The sequence below is a fragment of the Dehalococcoidia bacterium genome (assembly GCA_035574915.1).
Classification (GTDB): Bacteria; Chloroflexota; Dehalococcoidia; order DSTF01; family WHTK01; genus DATLYJ01.
Map to the genome: position 1 here is coordinate 1 of DATLYJ010000122.1, position 18,239 is coordinate 18,239.

Genomic DNA, 18,239 nt, shown 5'->3' on the forward strand with positions numbered 1-18,239 from the left:
ATGCGACGCCTGTCGCCGCCCCGGCGCCGCCGCGCCGCGACCCCCTCCGCCTCGTCCTCGAGGAATCGGACGACGAAGCCGCTGACCAGGCCCGGCTCGCCCGCCTGTTCGACCTCCTCCGCGCCCACGCCGGCGAAGACCCCGTCGTGCTCACGATCCGGACGCGTGAGGGCGAAGAGGTAGACCTCGCGCTCCCCAGCGCGCGCGTGGACGCAGACTTGGAAGCGGCGCTGCTACGGACGCTGTCTGGACAGGCTGCGGCCGCGGCCTCCTAAGCGGGTCGAGAGCGCGGCCGGTTGCCCGTCGCCGGCTTCAGGACAAGGCGAGCGGGCTTGCATGTCCCGCGAGCGACAGACATCGGCCAACCTGGTGGTAGCACGAGACCAGGAGTCTCGCGGTCGACATCCGGCGAAGCAAGAGGGCTGGCGGCTTCGGCTGAACCCGCTCGAAGCACGGGCGGGCAAATCACGCATCTGGCCGCTTGAGGGCTGACTCTTACCCGTTGTCCGCCCCGCCGTGTTCCTTCCGCAGTTCAGTCTTCAGCACCTTACCCATCGGGTTTCGCGGCAGCTCAGGTACGAAGGTGATATACGCCGGCATCTTGTAGCTCGCGAGCCTCTCGCGGCAGTAAGCCTGTAGCTCGGCGCGCATCCGCTGCAGCGTCGCCTCGTCGCGGGCGCCGTGGCCGTTCTTCAGCACTACGACCGCCTTGATCGTCTCGCCCCAATCGGGGTCGGGCACGCCTATGACCGCCGCTTCTTCGACGGCGGGGTGCCCCTCGAGCACGGCCTCGATCTCGCCCGCGGAGATGTTCTCGCCGCCACGTATGATCAGGTCCTTCACGCGGCCGGTGATGAAGAGATAGCCGTCCTCGTCCAGATAGCCGACATCTCCCGTGTGCAGCCATCCATCGACGATAGCCGAGGCCGTGGCGTCCGCCTGCTTCAGGTAACCCTTCATCACGCGGGCGCTCATGACGCAGATTTCACCCTCTTGCCCGGGAGGCAACGGCCGGTTGTGCGCGTCCATGATGGCGATTTCGACATCGTCCATCGGGCGGCCGACCGAGCGCAGGCGCTTGATCTTCTTCTCGTTCTCCTCCGGCGTGCCGTCCAGGCGGTGGTCCTCGGGCCCGAGGTACGTGAGCGTGGAATTGCTCTCTGTCTGCCCGTAAGCGTTCATGAGGCCGGCGTTAGGCGCCGCCTTCGCGAAGACATCGATGGCCTTGCGCACCACCTCGAAGGGCATCGGCGCGGCGCCATACGTGATCAGCTGGAGCGAGGTCAGGTCGTACTTCTCGAAGTCCTGGTGCTCCATCACGCGCTTAAGCATCGTCGGCACCACGAACGCGTGGGTCACCTTCTCGTTCTGCACGGCCTTCAACCACGCCTCGGGGTCGAACTGAGGCAGGATCACGAGGCGCCGGCCGCCCCAGATGGAGGACATCACCGCCGTAATGCCGGCAACGTGGAAGACACCCACGGACAGGAGCGTCGACTCGACTTCCGCGGTCGGGTCGGCGGGGCTCATCGTGTTCATCACGTAGAGGGAGAGGTTGAGGTAGGTGAGCGCCACGCCCTTCGGCATCGCCGTCGTACCGGAGGTGAAGATCAGGACGCTCGGCTCGGTCTCGTCCACCTCGGTGAAGATCTCGTCCGGCTCGTAGGACTCGAGAAGCTGATCGTAGGACTTCAGTCCCTCCGGCCGGCTCTCCAGGGCGATGACCTCGTTCAGGGTCGGGAGCCGCGGGCGGAGTTGGGCGATGAGCGGCAGATAGCGGTCGCCGGCAAAGAGCACCTCCGCCTCGGAGGTGTTGATCATGTACTCGATCTCTTCCTGCTTCGCCCGCGGGTTCAGCGGCACGTAGCAGGCGCCGATTTTCGCGCAGGCGTAGTAGGCTTCGACGGCTTCAGGGGAGTTGACGGCCATCAAGGCGACCTTGTCGCCCACGCCCACGCCCATGGCCTGGAGCGCGTTGGCGAGGCGGTTTACGCGGTCGGCCATTTCGATGTAGGTGATGCGCTTGGAGCCGTCGGCGGCAATAAGGGCTTCACGGTCGGGCACAACGGCGCTGCTTATCGTCAGGAACTCGGCCGGATTCATCGACTACCCTCGTATCCACATCTATCCATAACTTGACAGCCTGACCGGTGGGCCTGACTCGCCGCCCGCGGTGCGTGCCGCCAGATTTTACCCACGGAGCGGGGGCTTATGTCACGGCTTCCAGCGCCCGCCCGAGCCGCCACTCCATGCGGACGCCTTCTTCCAGCGGCAGGTCCAGTCCCCTAACGACGGCCTCCTTCGCGCGCCGCACGGCCGGCGCGGGCCGCGCGACGACGCGCCTCGCAAGTTCCTCCGTCCGGGCCTGGAGGTCGCCAGCGGGGACCACCCACTGCACCAGCCCGAAGTCCAGGGCCTGCCTGGCGCTGATCGGCTCCCCTGTCAGGATCATAAGCAGCGCATTGCCACGAGCAATGGTGCGCGGCAAGAGTTGCGTGCCGCCCGCGCTCGGGATATAGCCCAGCTTCACTTCCGGAAGGCCGAAGCTGGCGTCTTCAGACGCGATGCGCAGGTCGCAGCAGAGGCTCATCTCGCAGCCGGCGCCGAGGGCGAAACCGCGGATCGACGCGATCATCGGCTTCTCGATCGCCAGCATCAGGCCCCAGAGGTCACGTTCGTGCCGGGCCCGCCGCGCTTCGACGTACGAGGGCGCCGTACCGAACTCGGTTATGTCGGCCCCGGCAGAAAACGCCCGCTCGCCCGCGCCGCGCAGCACAATTGCGCCGACGTCGGGGTCGGAGCGGACCCACTCCATAGCCGTCCACATCTCGTCGCGCATCTGAAGATTGACGGCGTTCAGCTTCTCGGGCCGGTTCAGAGTGATCCAGGCGATGCAGCCCCCGGGCCTGGGCTCGACCTCTTGTTTGTCGAAGAGGAGGCTCTCGAACATGGTGCCTTCGTGGTGAGTATAGCCGCGCCGATTCGTGCAGGTGGCGGAGGGACGGCGCCCGAAGGCGCCCGCGGCGGATGGGCTGCCGGGACGGCCCGCAGCGAGCCCTGGAGACGGCGGTGCAGCGGAGCCGCTTTCCGCCGACCTGTCGCCGTTTGGCCCTGCACGCTCGGGTGGGTTGCGGTCGACAATTTGGTACGAGGGTGATGTCTCGCAAAGGCTAGAATGACGCTTGTGGATACTGTCTGGGCGGTCGAGACCCGCCAGCTGACGAAGGTGTACGGCGACCGCGTCGTGGCCCTGAGCGGCGTCGACCTGCGCGTGCGCCCCGGAGTCGTCTATGGCCTCGTCGGGCCGAACGGTGCCGGCAAGACGACGCTGTTCCGCATCCTCATGGGCCTGCAGCAACCGACGGCGGGCGAGGCGCTGGTGTTCGGCGAGAAAATGCACGCCAACGCCGCGGATCTGCGTCGCCGCATCGGCTTCCTGGCGACGAACCCGCGCTTTCCCAGGCACGAGACCGCGATTCAGTACCTGCGGTTCGTGGGTGAGGTCTCCGGCCTCAGCAGAGACGAGCGCGAGTTCCGCGTCGCCGCACTGCTGCGCGACTTCGACCTCATGAGTGCCGCCGGCCAGCGCATCGGCACGTTTTCGACCGGTATGACGACGCGCCTGGGCATTGCCGCTGCCTTCATCAACGAGCCCGACCTCCTCATCTGGGACGAGCCGACCAGCGGCCTCGACCCGGTGGGGCGCCGGCAGGTCATCGACCTCATCCGCTCGATGGACGCGAAGAAGACGCTGATCGTGAGCACGCACGTCCTCGGCGACGTCGACCGCGTCTGTCACGACATTGGCGTGCTGTACCGCGGGCAGCTCATTTACTCCGGCCCGATCGGCGAGATGAAGCGCATGACGCACGCCCGCACCGTGGAATTGGAGGTGGAGGGCGAGGTGAGCAGGCTCGTCAGCCGCCTGGCCGCGCTGGAAAGGCCCCTTTCGCCCGAGTACGAAGAGCCGTTCCTGAGGCTGACGCTGTCGGAGGACCTGCCGCTGGCCGCGACGCTCTCGCACGTGCTCTCGCTCGCGGCCGAGGAAGGCGTGGCTGTGACCTCGATCAACATGCTGGGCGACCAGTTGGAGGAGGCGTTCCTGCAACGGCTCGAGGAGGACCGCCGCCACGGTCTGCAGTCGCACTGGCGCGCCGGGACGTTCAGGAGGGGCGGCGATGTCTCTTAGGGCGGCGCGGGCCATCGCTCGCTCCGAGGGTGCCGCGCTGTCCGGCTCGTGGTTGCTTCGCGGCTGGGTGGTGCTGGTGGCGGTGCTAGCGCTGCTCGCCCTGGCGAGCATGGACGAGGCCCGGAGCGTGTCGCGCGGGCTGACCGGCTTCCTCGCGGTCTACTCGCTGCCGTCCGCCATCCTCGCTGGCGTCCTGGGCGCGGCGGCGCTGAGCTCCGATCTGGACGTCGCCGCCGATTCCGTCCTCGCTCGCGCGGTCACCCGCACCGACTTCACGCTCGGCAAGGTCGGGTCCCGCCTGCTGCTCGTCTTTGCGGCGCACCTCGCCGTCGTGCTGCCGACGATGTACCTGGCGCAGAAGGTCGGGAGGGGAAACGCCGACGATGCGCAGATCGCCGTCGTGGCCCTGGCGCTGGGCCTTACGCTTGTGTTTCTCGTGGCGCTGGGCTCGCTCGCCGGCGCGCTGTTTCGCAACACCCTCGTGGCGATCGCGCTGCTCATGGTGGTCTTCGCGTCGCAGTCCCTGATTTTCGACTTCGTGGGCCTTGAGTACCTCTCGCCGACAGCCCTGCTGCGCGATGCCGAGGAGTGGCTCGACGGCCGGGCGGGGACGTGGGAACAGGCGCGGTACATGCTGGCGTTTGCGCTGGGCACAGGCGCGTGCCTCGGCGCGACCCTCGCGGCGTTTTATCGCCGCGACCTCTAGACGCCAACGGGGTGGCGGCCCCGGAGGCTCGCCTAACTGCCGGGAAGTGCCTGATCCCGCGGCATTTCGAACTGCCATAACTGACGAGGCGCAGAAGCGTGGACAACTTCGAGGTTAATAGACTCGTTATGGGGATGTTATGTACAGCGGGGCAATAGAAAACGTCGAATGAACGCTAGAAGTAACTTCTATAGAAGATACGGGCTTGAAATGCAACGGAAGTCATTGACAACGCGGTGTAGAATACTGCGGATTGTTCGACCGGCCAGCACGAAAGGGAGTGCTTCAGCAGGGAGGTTGCAGGCATTACTTCTGCGCCCAGCGGGCGACCTTCGCCCGGAGCCCTGAATCCCCGCGCGGGACGCAAGGCGAGTCCAACCGCTAGTAGGCGATACCGAAGGCCCCTCTTCCACGGTCTGATCCTTTCTATCGCTATCGCTTCGGCCTTCTACGCCGCCTTCCTTCCCGGTCGGGCGTCGACCCGCGCCGGCGGTTTGGCCAACGCCGTGGACGGCCTCACCTACTCCGGCGCCGTCACTGGCCAGCCCGCCCCGCAGAGCGTCGGCGTGACGTTGGTCGCGCAGCAGCGTCAGCTGGCCGCGCATGGCGCCGAGCTCGACGCCGGGCTCCCGGAAGCAGCTTCCACCTCCGCCGGCCGCGGTGATGGCGGCGTGCGCCTCATGGCCAGCAGCGCGGGCTCCCCGACTGCGACCCTGCCCCCCTGCGATACCACTCAGAGCATCCTTTACTGCGTCTACACCATTCAGCCGGGCGACACGCTCTGGACAATCGCCAATGCCTTCGGCCTGACCAGCGGCGAGGTGACCGCCGCGGACTTCCTCGTCCACAGCAACAAGCCTGACATTGCCAGCGCGGACGACCTGCTGCAGATCGGCCAGAAGATCAAAGTCCCCACGCAGAACGGCGTCGTCCATCTGGTGCGCAGCGGCGACACCGCTTCGTCGATCGCCACGCTCTATGACGTTCCCCTCGAAGAGATCGCGGCGCTGCCGCAGAACCAGGTCACTGACCTCAACAATCTCAAGGTAGGTCAGGAGTTGCTGGTGCCGAACCCGAAGCGATTTGCCCGGCCCGCGCCCGTGGCATCGTCGGGCGGCTCAGCGTCGGCTCCCAGCACGCAGATCGTGCGCGGCGGGCAGGCCTCGGTCTCCGGCTTCATCTGGCCCGCCTCCGGCCCGATATCGAGCTATTTCACGGCCGCGCACCCCCTCGGGATCGACATCGACTTCCACGGCAACCCCAACCAGCCAGTGGGCGCTGCAGCCTCCGGGACGGTAGTTTTCGCCGGCGGCAACCCCTGTTGCTCTTACGGCCTCTACGTCGTTATCGACCACGGCAACGGCTTCCAGACTCTGTACGCGCACCTGTCCTCGATTGTCGTCAGCGTCGGCCAGCGGGTCGCCCAGGGGCAGATCCTCGGCTACGGCGGCCGCACCGGCTATGCGACCGGCAACCACCTCCACTTCGAGGTTCATCTCAACGGGGCCATCGTCAACCCGCTGATCTATCTGCCCTAGCCGGACCGGACCCCTCATTCTCCTTTGTCAGTGTTGTGATGCTTGTCACAACCGCGCTGGCGGTGTACAATCCGTTAGAACCTTTAAGTCCGGTCCCGTGAGGCCGGGAAGGTAAGCCTGCAAGTTCGTCTCGCCCGTAGGGCGTCCGAGCCATACAGCTAACCTCACTGACCTCCGGGAGTACCCTGAGGTCTTTCTTTATGCCGGAGCGGGTCCTCCTCACAGCCGATGACATGCGCCGCGCCCTGGTGCGCATGGCGCATCAGATACTCGAGGCGAACCGCGGCAGCGCCAACCTGCTCCTGGTTGGCATGCGCACCCGGGGCGTCCCGCTCGCCCGCCGGCTGGGCGCCCTGATCAGCCAGATCGAGGGCTCGGACGTCGAGACGGCCGAACTCGACATCACCTCCTACCGCGACGACAGGCCACGGACGGGGGCGGCCAACGGCAGCGCCCTGACGCCCCCGCTTGACCCGACAGGGAAGAAGGTTGTCCTGGTAGATGACGTACTCTTTACCGGGCGCTCCATCCGGGCGGCGATGGATGCCATCATGGACCTCGGCCGGCCGGAGCGGATCCAGCTCGCCGTGCTGGTCGACCGTGGCCATCGCGAGCTCCCCATCCGGCCCGACTACGTCGGCAAGAACGTGCCGACCGCCTCGCACGAGCGTATCCAGGTCCACCTGGTGGAGACGGATGGCTGCGATGAGACCTTGATCGCGAACGGGGCCATCGCGCCCAGGACGGAGTTGGCGGCCAAATGATGCAAGAAAGGACGGCGGCGAGATGTTGAACCTGTTTGGTCGCAGCATCGTCTCGGTGGATGACCTCTCCAACGAGGAGATCGAGGAGATCTTCCTCCTGGCAGACCAGATCCGCGACTCGCGTGACTCCTTCATGGACCGCCTACGCGGCCGGATCATGGCGACCCTCTTTTACGAGCCCAGCACCCGCACCCGCCTCTCCTTCGAGAGCTCCATGCAACGCCTGGGAGGCGGCGTCATCTCGGCCTGGGACATGGCGGCGTCCTCGGTCTCGAAGGGGGAGACGCTGGCCGACACGGTCCGGGTGGTCGGCAAGTACGCGGACGTGCTGGTGCTGCGCCACTCCTCCGAAGGCGCGGCACGGTACGCCTCGGAACTTGCCGGAGTCCCGGTAGTGAATGCCGGTGACGGCGCCCACGAGCACCCAACTCAGACCCTGTGCGACCTCTACACGCTGCGGTCGAAGCACGGCCACCTCGCCGGGCTCAAGGTGGCGATCTGCGGCGACCTCCAGTACGGGCGCACAATCCACTCGCTCATCTACGCCCTTGCCCGCTTCGGAGCCAGCGTAATTCTGCTCCCCGGCGGCGACCGCGAGCTCCCCGAGCACCTGCACCGGAAGCTATCGCGTGACTACGGTGTCGACCTCATGAAGGCGAAGATTGGTATGCTCCGCGCCCTCTACGGTGGTGAGGATGCGGAGGTCGGCCCGGAAAATATGGTCGATGCCGTCTATGTGACCCCTACCCAGTCGCACCAGCTCAGCCTGCTGACGGAGGACGAAGTCCGGATCAACTTCCAGGGCGTCCAACTCTATATCACTCGCGCCCAGAAGGAGCGCTGGGCAGCCGGCGAGCAGGCGCCGCCCTTGTACCCTAAGGTTAACGCCAGGGTCCTGTCTCTGCCCGAGTTCAAGGACACCTCCATCCTCCACCCTCTGCCCCGGGTAGACGAGATCAGCCCGGAGGTGGATGAGGACCCGCGCAGTCTCTATTTCCAGCAGGCAGCGAACGGCATCCCGATCCGTATGGCGCTCCTCCTGGGCATCCTCGGCCAGCCCGCCACCGCGGCCGCTCGTCCACCGGAGAAGTACCAGCTGCACAGCGCTCGCGGCGGCACCCGCTGCGAAAACCAGGCCTGCGTCACCCGCACGGAAAACGTCCCGGTTGCGCGGTTCAGGCTTATCCCCGAAACGGACGGCTACCGCCTGCGTTGCGCTTACTGCGACAGCGACTTCCTGGCGACTTACTACGGAAACACTCAGAGCAAGGTGTTTCACAGCGTGCGTGAGCTCGCTCGCGAGGCGCCCAGCCGCGAGCACGTGGTCTTCTTCAAGTCTGAAGCCGATGCGCTAGAGGCCGGGTTCAGGCCCGCGAGCCCTCACACCCGGCGCGCGCCGAGCAAAGATGCCGTTTGGCCGCCCCTCCTGAAGAAGCCGGCTGTGAGCGGCGCCCGGCCCTCGAAGCGCCATCAGGTCGTCTCTGTTTAGGACGGCCATGCTTTCAGGGGACCTCCTCATCTGCGGCGGCCGCGTGCTCGACCCTGCTGCCAGCCTGGACCTCGAAGCCGGCTGCGTCCTCGTGAGCGAAGGCCGCGTCATCCGGGTGGCGCCCTCGCTCGAGGCGAAAGGGGCGCGCGTGCTCGACGCGCGGGGCATGGTGGTGGCTCCCGGCTTCGTGGACCTGCACACTCATCTCCGCGAGCCAGGATTCGAGTACAAGGAGACGATCGAGACAGGGACGCAGGCCGCCGCGCGTGGCGGGTTCACGACCGTCTGCGCCATGCCAAACACGCAGCCGCCGCTGGACAGCCGCGAGACCGTCGACTTCGTCCGCAAGCGCGCCGCCGAACGCGGCCTCGTCCGCGTCCTGCCCATCGGCTGCGTGACGAAGGGCCGCGTCGGCGTCGAGCTTGCGGACCTCGCGGAGCTTGCGGCGGCCGGCTGCGTCGCCTTCAGCGACGATGGCTCTCCCGTCGCAGACGCGGGCCTCATGCGGCGCGCCCTCGAAGCCGCCCGCGACCTCGGGCTCGCGATCATCGACCACTGCGAGGCGCCCGCCATGTCCGGCGGCAGCATGCACGAGGGCTGGGTTTCGGCCCGGTTGGGGCTGAAGGGCATCCCGGCCGCCTCAGAGGAGACGACCGTGGCCCGCGACATAGCGCTGGCGCGCGAGACGGGCTCACACGTGCACATCGCCCACGTGAGCACAGCTGGCAGTGTCGCGCTCGTGCGCGAGGCGAAGGCGCGGGGGGTGCGCGTCACGGCCGAGGTCACACCCCACCACCTGACGCTGACGCACGAAGCGGTCTTGAGGCAGGATGTCGGCGCGGAGCCGCCCTACGACACCAATGCCAAGATGTACCCGCCGCTACGGTCGGCTGAGGACGTAGCTGCCTGCGTCGCGGGTTTGCTGGACGGCACGATCGATGCCATCGCTACGGACCACGCCCCGCACGCTCAGGGCGACAAGTCTTGCAGCTTCGAGGCTGCCGCCTTCGGCATGGTTGGCCTGGAGACCGCCCTTGCCCTCGTGCTGACCCGCGCCCCGTCCATCGGCCTGGTCCGCGCGGTCGAGGCGCTGACTATCGGCCCCGTCCGCGCCCTCGGGCTGGACCGCTTCGTGCCTGGCGCGGGCACTCTCAGGCCCGGCGCCCCCGCGGACATCGTCGTGTTCGACCCGGCCGCCGAGTGGCAGGTAAGGCCCGGCGACTTCGCTTCCAGGGGAAAGAACACGCCCCTGGCCGGCGCGACCCTGCGGGGGCTGGTCGTCGCCACGATCTTCGGCGGCACTGTCGTCTTCGCGCGAGAAGGAGTTGAGGTTTGACCGCAGCGCCCAGCTTCGATGTCCGCGGCGAAGTCGCCCTCCTGACGGCCGCGCTCAAGGGCCGCGCCGACCCGTCGTACGAGTGGGGAATGCGGCGCACCGTCCCCTCACAACAGCCTGCACATGCGGTCCGCGTCCCAGAAGTCAGAAGGGTCGCCGCCGCCTGGGCGCGGGAGCACCGCAGCCTGCCCGCGGGCGCTTTCACGGCGCTCGCCCAGGCCCTCTGGGACACGGGCTGGCGTGAGGAGCGCCTGCTTGCTGTGTACCTGCTGAGCCGGCGGAAGGCTGTCATGGAGACGCTGCCCTGGGACACCATAGAGGCCTGGGCGGCGGGCATCGACAACTGGGAGCACGTCGACAACCTCGCTGGCCTCACCGGCCGCATGCTCGTCACCAGGCCGGAACTCATCGACAGAGTGATGGCGCTGGCTGCTAGCGACCATGTCTGGAAGCGCCGCTTAGCCATCGTCACGCTCATCGAGGCCGCCCGCGACGACCCGGCCTGGTTGCCGCACCTCCGCGCGGTGGCGGAGGGCCTGCGCGGCGACCGCGGCCCCACGATGCGCAAAGCCCTCGACTGGGCCCGCCGCGCGGCGAAGAAAGTGGAGGCCAAGGGTGCCTGAGCCTGCCTTCCTCGTCCTAGAAGACGGCACCGTATATGAAGGCCGGGCCTTCGGCGCAGCGGCAGAGGCCACGGGCGAGGTCGTCTTCAACACTTCAATGACCGGCTACCAGGAGGCGCTCACCGACCCCTCCTACGCGGGTCAGATCCTGGTCATGACCTACCCCATCCAGGGCAATTACGGCACCAACGCCCGCGACGACGAGTCGCGTCGCGTGCAGGTGAACGCCTTCGTCGTGCGCGAATACTGCGAGGCGCCCAGCCATCGCCTGCTGACGGAGAGACTGCACGAATACCTCGCCAACCGCGGCGTGCCGGGGATCGCAGGCGTCGATACACGCGCCCTCACGCGACGCCTGCGCTCCGCCGGCGTCATGATGGGCACCCTCACCTCGGGCGACCCGGCGGCTGCGCTGGCCCGCCTGCGCGACCTGCCGCGCTACGGCTCCGTCGACCTCGTCCCTCAGGTCAGTTCGCCGCGGCCGTTCGCATGGCCGCCGGAGGGCGTCTACGCGCCACCGCCGCGGGACCCCGCCCTGTATCATCGCATCGTTGTCGTCGACCTCGGCGTGAAGTACAACATCATGCGCTCGCTGCGCGTGCTGGGCTGTGACGTCATGGCCATGCCGGCGAAGTCGTCCGCCGAGTCCATCCTTGCCCTGCGTCCGGACGGCGTCGTGCTCTCGCCGGGCCCCGGTGACCCGGCGCTGCTCGACTATGCCGCCGAGACCGTGAAGGGCCTTCTGGGCCGGACGCCGCTCATGGGCATCTGCCTCGGCCACCAGGTCGCCGGCGTTGCGCTTGGCGCGAAGTGCTACAAGCTGAAGTTCGGGCACCGGGGCGCGAACCACCCCGTCCGGGAGTACAGCACGGGCAGGGTGCACATCACCTCCCAGAACCACGGTTACGCCGTCGATGGCGATGGCCTGCCGTCGTCCGTGGAGGTCAGTCATGTACACCTCAACGACGGCACAGTGGAGGGGATGGTGCACAGGGAAGTCCCCATGCTCACGATTCAGTATCATTCAGAGGCCTCGCCCGGCCCCCTGGACAACATGTACTTGTTCGAGCGCTTCATTCAGCTGGTTGCGGCTGAGAAAGGACGCTAGCCATGGTCGAACCGCGCGTACGGAGAGCGACAGAGGACGACGCCGAGGGCATCAGCGCCGTCATCGCGGAGATCCTGAAGGACCCGGAACCAGTTGCCCTGCGCGAGCCCCTCTCGCCGGAGCAGGTGGTCCGCTGGATGGACCGTCTCGGGGACAATGGCGGCCTCTTCGTCTGCGAGGTCGAGGGTGACGTGGTTGGCTTCTCGGCCCTCGACTACAACACTGAGGAGCCGGACACAGCGACCCTTGGCGTATGGCTGCTAGCACCGCACCGCAAGAAGGGCTACGGCACGCTGCTGGCCGAGAGGGCGTTGGAGCACGCGCGGGAGAAGGGCTACAAGCGCATCCGTGGCCGCCTGCCCCAGAACAACGAAGTGGCTCTGAGCTTCCTGTCGAGCATCGGCGCGCTCGTGCCGCTGTACAACCCGGAGGCGCGCTTCGAGCTGCCACTGTGATGCTGACGCTTCATAGCATCAGATCTTGATGAGTGTCGTCCGAAATATGACCAGGCCTTCTAAAGTCCTCATCATCGGCTCGGGGCCGATCATCATCGGCCAGGCGGCGGAGTTCGACTACTCCGGCTCCCAGGCTTGCCGCTCCCTGCGCGAAGAAGGCATCAAGACCGTCCTGGTCAACTCCAACCCGGCCACGATCATGACCGACGAGGACATCGCCGACGTCGTCTACATCGAGCCCCTGACGGTCGAGGTCATCCGCCGCATCATCGAGCGCGAGCGGCCGGATGGCCTCCTGCCCACCCTCGGCGGCCAGACCGGCCTCAACCTCGCCGTTGCCCTCGTGGACGCAGGTGTCCTCGAGCGCTATGACGTGCGCCTCCTGGGGACGCAGGTCGACACGATCCGCAAGGCGGAGGACAGGGAGCTCTTCAAACAGTTGCTGCGCGACATCGGCGAGCCGGTGCCGGACAGCGAGACCGTGACGACGCTCGAAGAGGCGGAGCGCGTGCGTGCGCGCATCGGCCTGCCCCTAGTGGTCCGTCCCGCGTACACCCTTGGTGGCACCGGCGGCGGCGTCGCCTTCACGCCGGAGCAGTATCAGCGCATCATCGAGAGCGGCCTGGCGGCCAGCCCGATTCACCAGGTCCTGGTGGAGCGCAGCCTGCTCGGTTGGAAGGAAATCGAGTACGAGGTGATGCGCGACTCCGCCGACAACTGCATCACCGTCTGCAACATGGAGAACCTGGACCCGATGGGCGTCCACACCGGCGACAGCATCGTCGTCGCGCCCAGTCAGACGCTGACCGACAAGGAGTACCAGATGCTCCGTTCGGCAGCGCTCAAGATAATCCGAGCCCTGAAGATCGAGGGGGGCTGCAACATCCAGTTCGCTCTCGCGCCCCGGCCGGACGTCGTCCCCTGGGCCTGGCCGGACGGCACAGATGCTCGGCCCCGCGACCGGCTCGACCTGCCGCCTTACTACGTCATCGAGGTCAATCCCCGCGTCTCGAGAAGCTCCGCACTGGCCAGCAAGGCTACCGGCTATCCCATCGCGCGGGTTGCGGCGAAGATCGCCGTCGGCAAGACGCTCGACCAGATCCCGAATGCGGTCACGCGCCGCACCACCGCGGCCTTCGAGCCAGCGCTCGACTACTGCGTGGTCAAGATCCCGCGCTGGCCCTTCGACAAGTTCCCCTTCGGCGACCGCCAGATCGGCACGCAGATGAAGGCGACGGGCGAGGTCATGGCCATCGACCGCTCTTTCGAAGCGGCGCTCCAGAAGGCGGTGCGCTCGCTGGAGATTGGCGGCCGCTCGCTCCTCTGGGAGGACCCCAACTGGTCTGAAAGCCCTGAATCGCGGCCTCTGGACGCTACCGACGAGCGCCTGTGGGCCATCATGGCTGCCCTGCGACGCGGCGTCGAGCCGATAGAAATCTCCCGCCGAACCGGGATCGACCCCTGGTTCACGGAGAGGCTGAACAATATCGTCCGCATGGAGAAGCGGCTTCTGTCCGAGCCGTTGACGCGGGACCTCCTGAAAGAGGCGAAGCGCCTCGGTTTCTCCGACGTACAGATCGCAACCCTGGCCGACCGCCTGCCCGAGCAGGTCCGCGACCTGCGCAAGCGCTACAACCTCCGCCCCGTGTACAAGATGGTGGACACGTGCGCCGCGGAGTTCGAAGCCGTCACGCCGTACTTCTACAGCACCTACGAGGACGAGAACGAAGCGCCGCCGCTGGACGGGGACTCCGCCCTCGTGATCGGCTCGGGGCCGATCCGCATAGGCCAGGGCATCGAGTTCGATTATGCCTCGGTGCACGCGGTCTGGGCCCTCCAGGCCGCCGGCTACAAAGCCCTCATCGCGAACTCGAACCCCGAGACCGTATCCACTGACTTCGACACTTCGGACCGCCTCTACTTCGAGCCCCTAGACGAAGAGTCGATCCGCGAGATCCTGCACAACGAGGAGACTGAGGATGGCGTAGCCCCGGGCAGCATCGTCCAGTTCGGTGGCCAGACCGCGATCAACCTCTCCGAACCGCTGCACCGCACGACGCGCGAGATCATCGGTTCGAGCTACGAGACGATCGACCTCGCCGAGGACCGGCGGCGCTTTGAGAACTTCCTCAACGGCATCGGCATCCCCCAGCCGCCGGGCGCCGGCGTGCGCACCATCGAGGAAGCGATACTCACGGCCGACGAGATCGGTTATCCGGTGCTGGTCAGGCCGAGCTACGTTCTCGGCGGCCGCGCGATGGAGATCGTGCAGAACGCGAGCGAGTTGATCCGCTACCTCGCGCCGGCCTTCGAACAGGCCGAGGGCCGGGCCGTGCTCATCGACAAGTATCTGGAGGGCAAGGAGGTCGAAGTCGACGCCATCTGCGACGGCGAGACCGTGCTCATCCCGGGCATCATGGAGCACATCGAGCGCGCCGGTGTCCATTCCGGCGACTCCATGGCTGTGTACCCGGGCATCAACCTCGCGCCCGCGGAAGTCGATACCATCGTTGAATACACGACGCGCATCGGTCTTGCGCTCAACGTCCGCGGCCTCATGAACGTCCAGTACGTGATCATGCCCGATGGCGACCACTCGAAGGTGTACGTGCTCGAGGTGAACCCGCGCGCCAGCCGCACGGTACCCTTCCTCTCGAAGGTCACCGGCGTCCCCATGGTCCGCCTGGCGGTGAACGCGGCGCTGGGCAAGACTCTGCGAGAGCAGGGCTATCAGGGCGGGCTCTGGCCGCGCCAGCCCCTGGTCGCCGTGAAAGCCCCCGTGTTCTCGATGTCGAAGCTCATCGGCGTCGATACCTACCTCGGCCCCGAGATGAAGTCGACCGGCGAGGTCATGGGCATTGACCGCACCTTCCCGGCGGCGCTCGCGAAGGCGGTCATGGCCGCCGACCTGGCCCTGCCGCCGCAGGGCGCTGCCCTTCTCTCGATCTCCGACCACACCAAGGCGGACGCGATCCCCGTGATCCGGCGCCTCCACCAGGCTGGCTACAAGCTCTACGCGACGGAGGGCACGGCCGCCGAGATCCGGGCGCTCGGCATACCTGTCGAGCAGGTGACAAAGCGGTTGAACGAGGGCCGCCCTAACGTGCTGGACGTCATCAACGGCGGCCTGGTGAACTGCGTGATCAACACACCGGAGGGCGGGCGGCCCACCACCCTGCGCGACGGCTTCCAGATCCGCCGCGCCGCCACCGAACGCCGCATCCCCTGCTTCACCTCCATCGACACCGCCCTCGCGGCGACCGAGGTACTGCTCGCGGAGGGCCAGAGCTTCAGCGTCCAGCCGATCTACGAGTACCGCAAGGCTGTCACGGTCACCTGATTGGGCGCGCTAAATCGGCCTTGTGCACGCCGGAGCCTGGATTGAAGACAGCCTTCATCCGCGTGGTCTCCACCCAGCGCCTCTACGGCGATACCTACCTCACCTGGTTCGACGGCCCCGAACTCTTGCGGGGAGCCTCCGCCGGCCGCTTCCTCATGTTGCGCTGCGCCGACATAGCCGACGCGGGCGAGCGTCCGGCTGGCGCCTCCCTTGCCTCCGACCCGCTCCTGCCGCGGCCTATGAGCTATCACCGCGTGCGGGAGGGCGAGCGCGGCCCGGAGTTCTCGATCCTCTACGACGTCGTAGGCCGCGGCACGGCCTGGCTTGCCCAGCGTTCACCCGGCGACCTCGTGTACGCCTGGGGACCGCTTGGCCGCGGCTTTTCTCTGCGCGGGAGCGGCCAGAACCTGCTGCTCGTCGGCGGGGGGATCGGCATCGCGCCGTTGCTCTGGCTGGCCGACGAGGCTGTCAGCAAAGGCAGGAGCGTCGTCCTCATAGCCGGCGCGCGCTCGCGTGAGGGCGTTTTCCCGGCCGAGTTCGTGCCTTCCGAGGTTGAGGTCGTGGTCACCACGGAGGACGGCTCGATGGGCGTGCAGGGCCGGGTCACGGACGTCTTCGCCGACCACTTCGCCTGGGCAGACCAGGTCTTCGTCTGCGGCCCGACCCCGATGTTCGAGGCGATCGCGGCCCTGGTGCGGGACCTCGACGGCGCCGGCCGCGCCCGCGGCCGCAAGCCCGTGCAGGCGCTCCTCGAGGCCCCGATGGGCTGCGGCACCGGCATCTGCTATGGCTGCGCCGTCTTCGACCGCCGCGGCGAGCCCCGCCTTGTCTGCAAGGACGGCCCCCGCTTCGACATCCGCGAGATCTGGTAGCTGGCCCGCGGGCTCGGCCGGGACGAGGGAGCGCCGGCTAAGGGCAACGCCCATGAGTCTCCGGGCGATGGGATCTCCGCTCGCGTTCCTGCGCCTGGATCCTGGATGACCAGCAGGCAGCCGGCTATGAGGCTTAGCGCCGGCGGCCGTCCTCTTCGTCCAGGAAGAGGTCGTCTTCGTCCTCGTCCTCGTCTTCACCGGACTCGGAGAACACGCCGATCTCGCGGCCGGCCCACACCGTGACGATGAAGTCGTCGCGGAGCGGGTCCCAGCTCATCACCAGGCGCTCGTCGACTTCGCTGATGAGCTCCTCGATAGCGTCGTCGTCAAAGGTGTCGGGCACGCAGAGGGTTGCGTAGGCCGTACTGCCGGAGTAATGCAGGTCCACACGCCCGATCTCGGCGCCATCGGCCTCGATGACGAAGGTCTCGGAATTGGGCGTGCGTGTTTCGCGCTCGAAGACATACGTAGCCATGAGTCTCCTTTGCCTGATGTGGGCCGATGCGCCCACGTTATCGCGGTCAGGGCCGCGTCTGCCCGTTTCCGAGCACGTACCATTTATAGGTGGTGATCTCCCTCAATCCTACCGGGCCCCGCGCGATCGTCTTCTGGGTGGAGTCGATAATCTCGGCTCCCAGGCCGAACTGAGCGCCGTCGGTGAACTGAGTCGAGGCGTTCCAGTACACGACGGCCGTGTCGACTTCGTCCATGAAGCGCCGGCCGGCCTCGTAATCCTCGGTCACGATGGCGTCCGAGTGCCCCGTGCCGTAGGCCGCTATGTGCTCGATCGCCTCGTCCAGGGAGTCGACCACTTTGACCGCGGCCACCGGTGCCAGGAACTCGCGCCCGAAGTCGTCCTCCGATGCTGCCACGGCGTGAACGCCGTTGCCGGCCCGGGCGAGGGCCGCCATGGCCCGTTCGTCGCAGCGCAGCTCCACGCCTGCCACCGCATAGCGCTCCGCGAGTCGCGGCAGGTACTCGGCCGCCACTTCCCGGTGGACGAGGAGGGTGTCCATGGCGTTGCAGATCGACCAGTTGCGGGTCTTGGCGTTCACAGCCACGTCTAGCGCCTTCTGCAGGTCCGCCGCGCGGTCCACGTATGTATGGCAGACGCCAACGCCACCCGTGAGGACGGGCATGCTCGCGTTCTCGGCAACATAACGGATGAGCTCTTCGCCGCCGCGCGGGACCACCAGGTCGATGTAGCGCCGTAGCGCCAGGAGCTCGCCGACCAGGGCGCGCTCGGTGCTTTCGATGAACTGCAGCGCGCCCTCGGGGACGCCGGCGGCCGTCTCCGCCTCGACGGCGATGCGCGACAGCACGGTGTTCGAGCGGATCGCCTCGGACCCGCCGCGCAGGATGCAGGCGTTCCCCGACTTCAGGCACAGGCTGGCGATATCGATCGTGACGTTTGGCCGGCTCTCGTAGATCGCGGCAATGACGCCTAGGGGGACTCGCCGCCGGCTCACCTGCAGGCCGTTCGGCAGCGTGCGCCCGTCGATGATCTCGCCGACGGGGTCGGGCAAGGCCGCTACCGTGCGCACGTCCGCGGCGATGCTCGCGATCTTCTCGGGCGTGAGCTTGAGGCGGTTGAGGGGCGCATCGGCCAGGCCGGCGTCGCGGGCGCGCTCTATGTCCTGCGCGTTCGCTGCCAGTATCTCGTCCTGCCGGGCGACCAGCGCCTCCGCGATCCCGAGCAGGGCGCGGTTCTTGACATCCGTCGAGAGCCCCGCGAGCTTTCGCGCCGCCTTCTTCGCCGCTTCCGCCTGGTCCAGGAGCTTGCTCATCTCGGTAGGCCTGACGGACCGAATGGGCGCGC

At 67.3% G+C, this 18,239-nt stretch carries 16 protein-coding genes; 12 read left to right on the top strand and 4 right to left on the bottom strand.

The annotated features are described in order from the left end of the window. Window positions 1-275 (top strand): hypothetical protein (locus VNN10_11425; GenBank protein HXH22631.1); only part of this gene is annotated, 275 nt, incomplete at its 5' end. Window positions 276-495: 220 nt separating this feature from the next. Here the strand turns inward: VNN10_11425 and VNN10_11430 are convergent. After that, window positions 496-2,103: a long-chain-fatty-acid--CoA ligase gene (locus VNN10_11430; GenBank protein HXH22632.1), complete on the bottom strand. Its 1,608-nt coding sequence runs from the start codon at window positions 2,101-2,103 to the stop codon at window positions 496-498. Between the two features lie 106 nt (window positions 2,104-2,209). After that, entirely contained in the window at window positions 2,210-2,950 is a 741-nt protein-coding gene (locus VNN10_11435; protein HXH22633.1) for an enoyl-CoA hydratase/isomerase family protein, read from the bottom strand. A gap of 234 nt (window positions 2,951-3,184) precedes the next feature. Here VNN10_11435 and VNN10_11440 point away from each other — a divergent pair, with 234 nt between their 5' ends. From VNN10_11440 to VNN10_11490, 11 genes are all read left to right on the top strand, one after another. Next, on the top strand, window positions 3,185-4,189 hold the full coding sequence (locus VNN10_11440) for an ABC transporter ATP-binding protein (protein HXH22634.1): 1,005 nt from the start codon (window positions 3,185-3,187) through the stop codon (window positions 4,187-4,189). Then, on the top strand, window positions 4,179-4,895 hold the full coding sequence (locus VNN10_11445; protein ID HXH22635.1) for a hypothetical protein: 717 nt from the start codon (window positions 4,179-4,181) through the stop codon (window positions 4,893-4,895). The genes VNN10_11440 and VNN10_11445 overlap by 11 nt, the downstream gene beginning before the upstream one ends. Window positions 4,896-5,389: 494 nt before the next feature. Continuing rightward, window positions 5,390-6,433 carry a M23 family metallopeptidase gene (locus VNN10_11450; protein HXH22636.1) on the top strand — a complete coding sequence of 348 codons (1,044 nt, stop codon included), beginning with the start codon at window positions 5,390-5,392 and terminating at the stop codon, window positions 6,431-6,433. 200 nt (window positions 6,434-6,633) lie between these two features. After that, window positions 6,634-7,197, top strand: coding sequence for a bifunctional pyr operon transcriptional regulator/uracil phosphoribosyltransferase PyrR (gene pyrR, locus VNN10_11455; protein ID HXH22637.1), 564 nt, complete (start codon window positions 6,634-6,636; stop codon window positions 7,195-7,197). A gap of 22 nt (window positions 7,198-7,219) precedes the next feature. Further along, the gene (locus VNN10_11460) at window positions 7,220-8,686 is read left to right on the top strand and encodes an aspartate carbamoyltransferase catalytic subunit (GenBank protein ID HXH22638.1); all 1,467 of its coding nucleotides are present in this window, start codon (window positions 7,220-7,222) and stop codon (window positions 8,684-8,686) included. Window positions 8,687-8,693: 7 nt separating this feature from the next. Continuing rightward, a complete protein-coding gene (locus tag VNN10_11465; GenBank protein ID HXH22639.1) occupies window positions 8,694-10,022 on the top strand; it encodes a dihydroorotase in 1,329 nt (442 codons plus the stop codon). Further along, a complete protein-coding gene (locus tag VNN10_11470; GenBank protein ID HXH22640.1) occupies window positions 10,019-10,645 on the top strand; it encodes a DNA alkylation repair protein in 627 nt (208 codons plus the stop codon). Before VNN10_11465 ends, VNN10_11470 begins: the two co-directional genes overlap by 4 nt. Continuing rightward, entirely contained in the window at window positions 10,638-11,753 is a 1,116-nt protein-coding gene (carA, locus tag VNN10_11475; GenBank protein HXH22641.1) for a glutamine-hydrolyzing carbamoyl-phosphate synthase small subunit, read from the top strand. The genes VNN10_11470 and carA overlap by 8 nt, the downstream gene beginning before the upstream one ends. A gap of 2 nt (window positions 11,754-11,755) precedes the next feature. Further along, window positions 11,756-12,208 (top strand): GNAT family N-acetyltransferase, encoded by a 453-nt coding sequence (locus VNN10_11480; GenBank protein ID HXH22642.1) that lies wholly within the window; start codon window positions 11,756-11,758, stop codon window positions 12,206-12,208. Window positions 12,209-12,254: 46 nt separating this feature from the next. Then, window positions 12,255-15,548, top strand: a complete 3,294-nt coding sequence (gene carB / locus VNN10_11485) for a carbamoyl-phosphate synthase large subunit (GenBank protein ID HXH22643.1) — start codon at window positions 12,255-12,257, stop codon at window positions 15,546-15,548. A 41-nt stretch (window positions 15,549-15,589) separates the two neighbouring features. Then, window positions 15,590-16,420: a dihydroorotate dehydrogenase electron transfer subunit gene (locus VNN10_11490; GenBank protein ID HXH22644.1), complete on the top strand. Its 831-nt coding sequence runs from the start codon at window positions 15,590-15,592 to the stop codon at window positions 16,418-16,420. A gap of 133 nt (window positions 16,421-16,553) precedes the next feature. On the opposite strand, the gene VNN10_11495 is transcribed toward VNN10_11490, so the two are convergent. After that, window positions 16,554-16,895, bottom strand: coding sequence for a hypothetical protein (locus VNN10_11495; GenBank protein HXH22645.1), 342 nt, complete (start codon window positions 16,893-16,895; stop codon window positions 16,554-16,556). A gap of 46 nt (window positions 16,896-16,941) precedes the next feature. Continuing rightward, a complete protein-coding gene (locus VNN10_11500; GenBank protein ID HXH22646.1) occupies window positions 16,942-18,207 on the bottom strand; it encodes a glutamate-5-semialdehyde dehydrogenase in 1,266 nt (421 codons plus the stop codon). Window positions 18,208-18,239: the final 32 nt, after the last annotated feature.

Bases quoted from the DNA above. Each gene is read 5' to 3' on its own strand.
- VNN10_11430 (HXH22632.1), bottom strand. From the start codon at position 2,103: ATGAATCCGGCCGAGTTCCTGACGATAAGCAGCGCCGTTGTGCCCGAC.
- VNN10_11435 (HXH22633.1), bottom strand. From the start codon at position 2,950: ATGTTCGAGAGCCTCCTCTTCGACAAACAAGAGGTCGAGCCCAGGCCC.
- VNN10_11445 (HXH22635.1), top strand. From the start codon at position 4,179: ATGTCTCTTAGGGCGGCGCGGGCCATCGCTCGCTCCGAGGGTGCCGCG.
- pyrR (HXH22637.1), top strand. From the start codon at position 6,634: ATGCCGGAGCGGGTCCTCCTCACAGCCGATGACATGCGCCGCGCCCTG.
- VNN10_11460 (HXH22638.1), top strand. From the start codon at position 7,220: ATGTTGAACCTGTTTGGTCGCAGCATCGTCTCGGTGGATGACCTCTCC.
- VNN10_11465 (HXH22639.1), top strand. From the start codon at position 8,694: ATGCTTTCAGGGGACCTCCTCATCTGCGGCGGCCGCGTGCTCGACCCT.
- VNN10_11480 (HXH22642.1), top strand. From the start codon at position 11,756: ATGGTCGAACCGCGCGTACGGAGAGCGACAGAGGACGACGCCGAGGGC.
- carB (HXH22643.1), top strand. From the start codon at position 12,255: ATGACCAGGCCTTCTAAAGTCCTCATCATCGGCTCGGGGCCGATCATC.
- VNN10_11495 (HXH22645.1), bottom strand. From the start codon at position 16,895: ATGGCTACGTATGTCTTCGAGCGCGAAACACGCACGCCCAATTCCGAG.
- VNN10_11500 (HXH22646.1), bottom strand. From the start codon at position 18,207: ATGAGCAAGCTCCTGGACCAGGCGGAAGCGGCGAAGAAGGCGGCGCGA.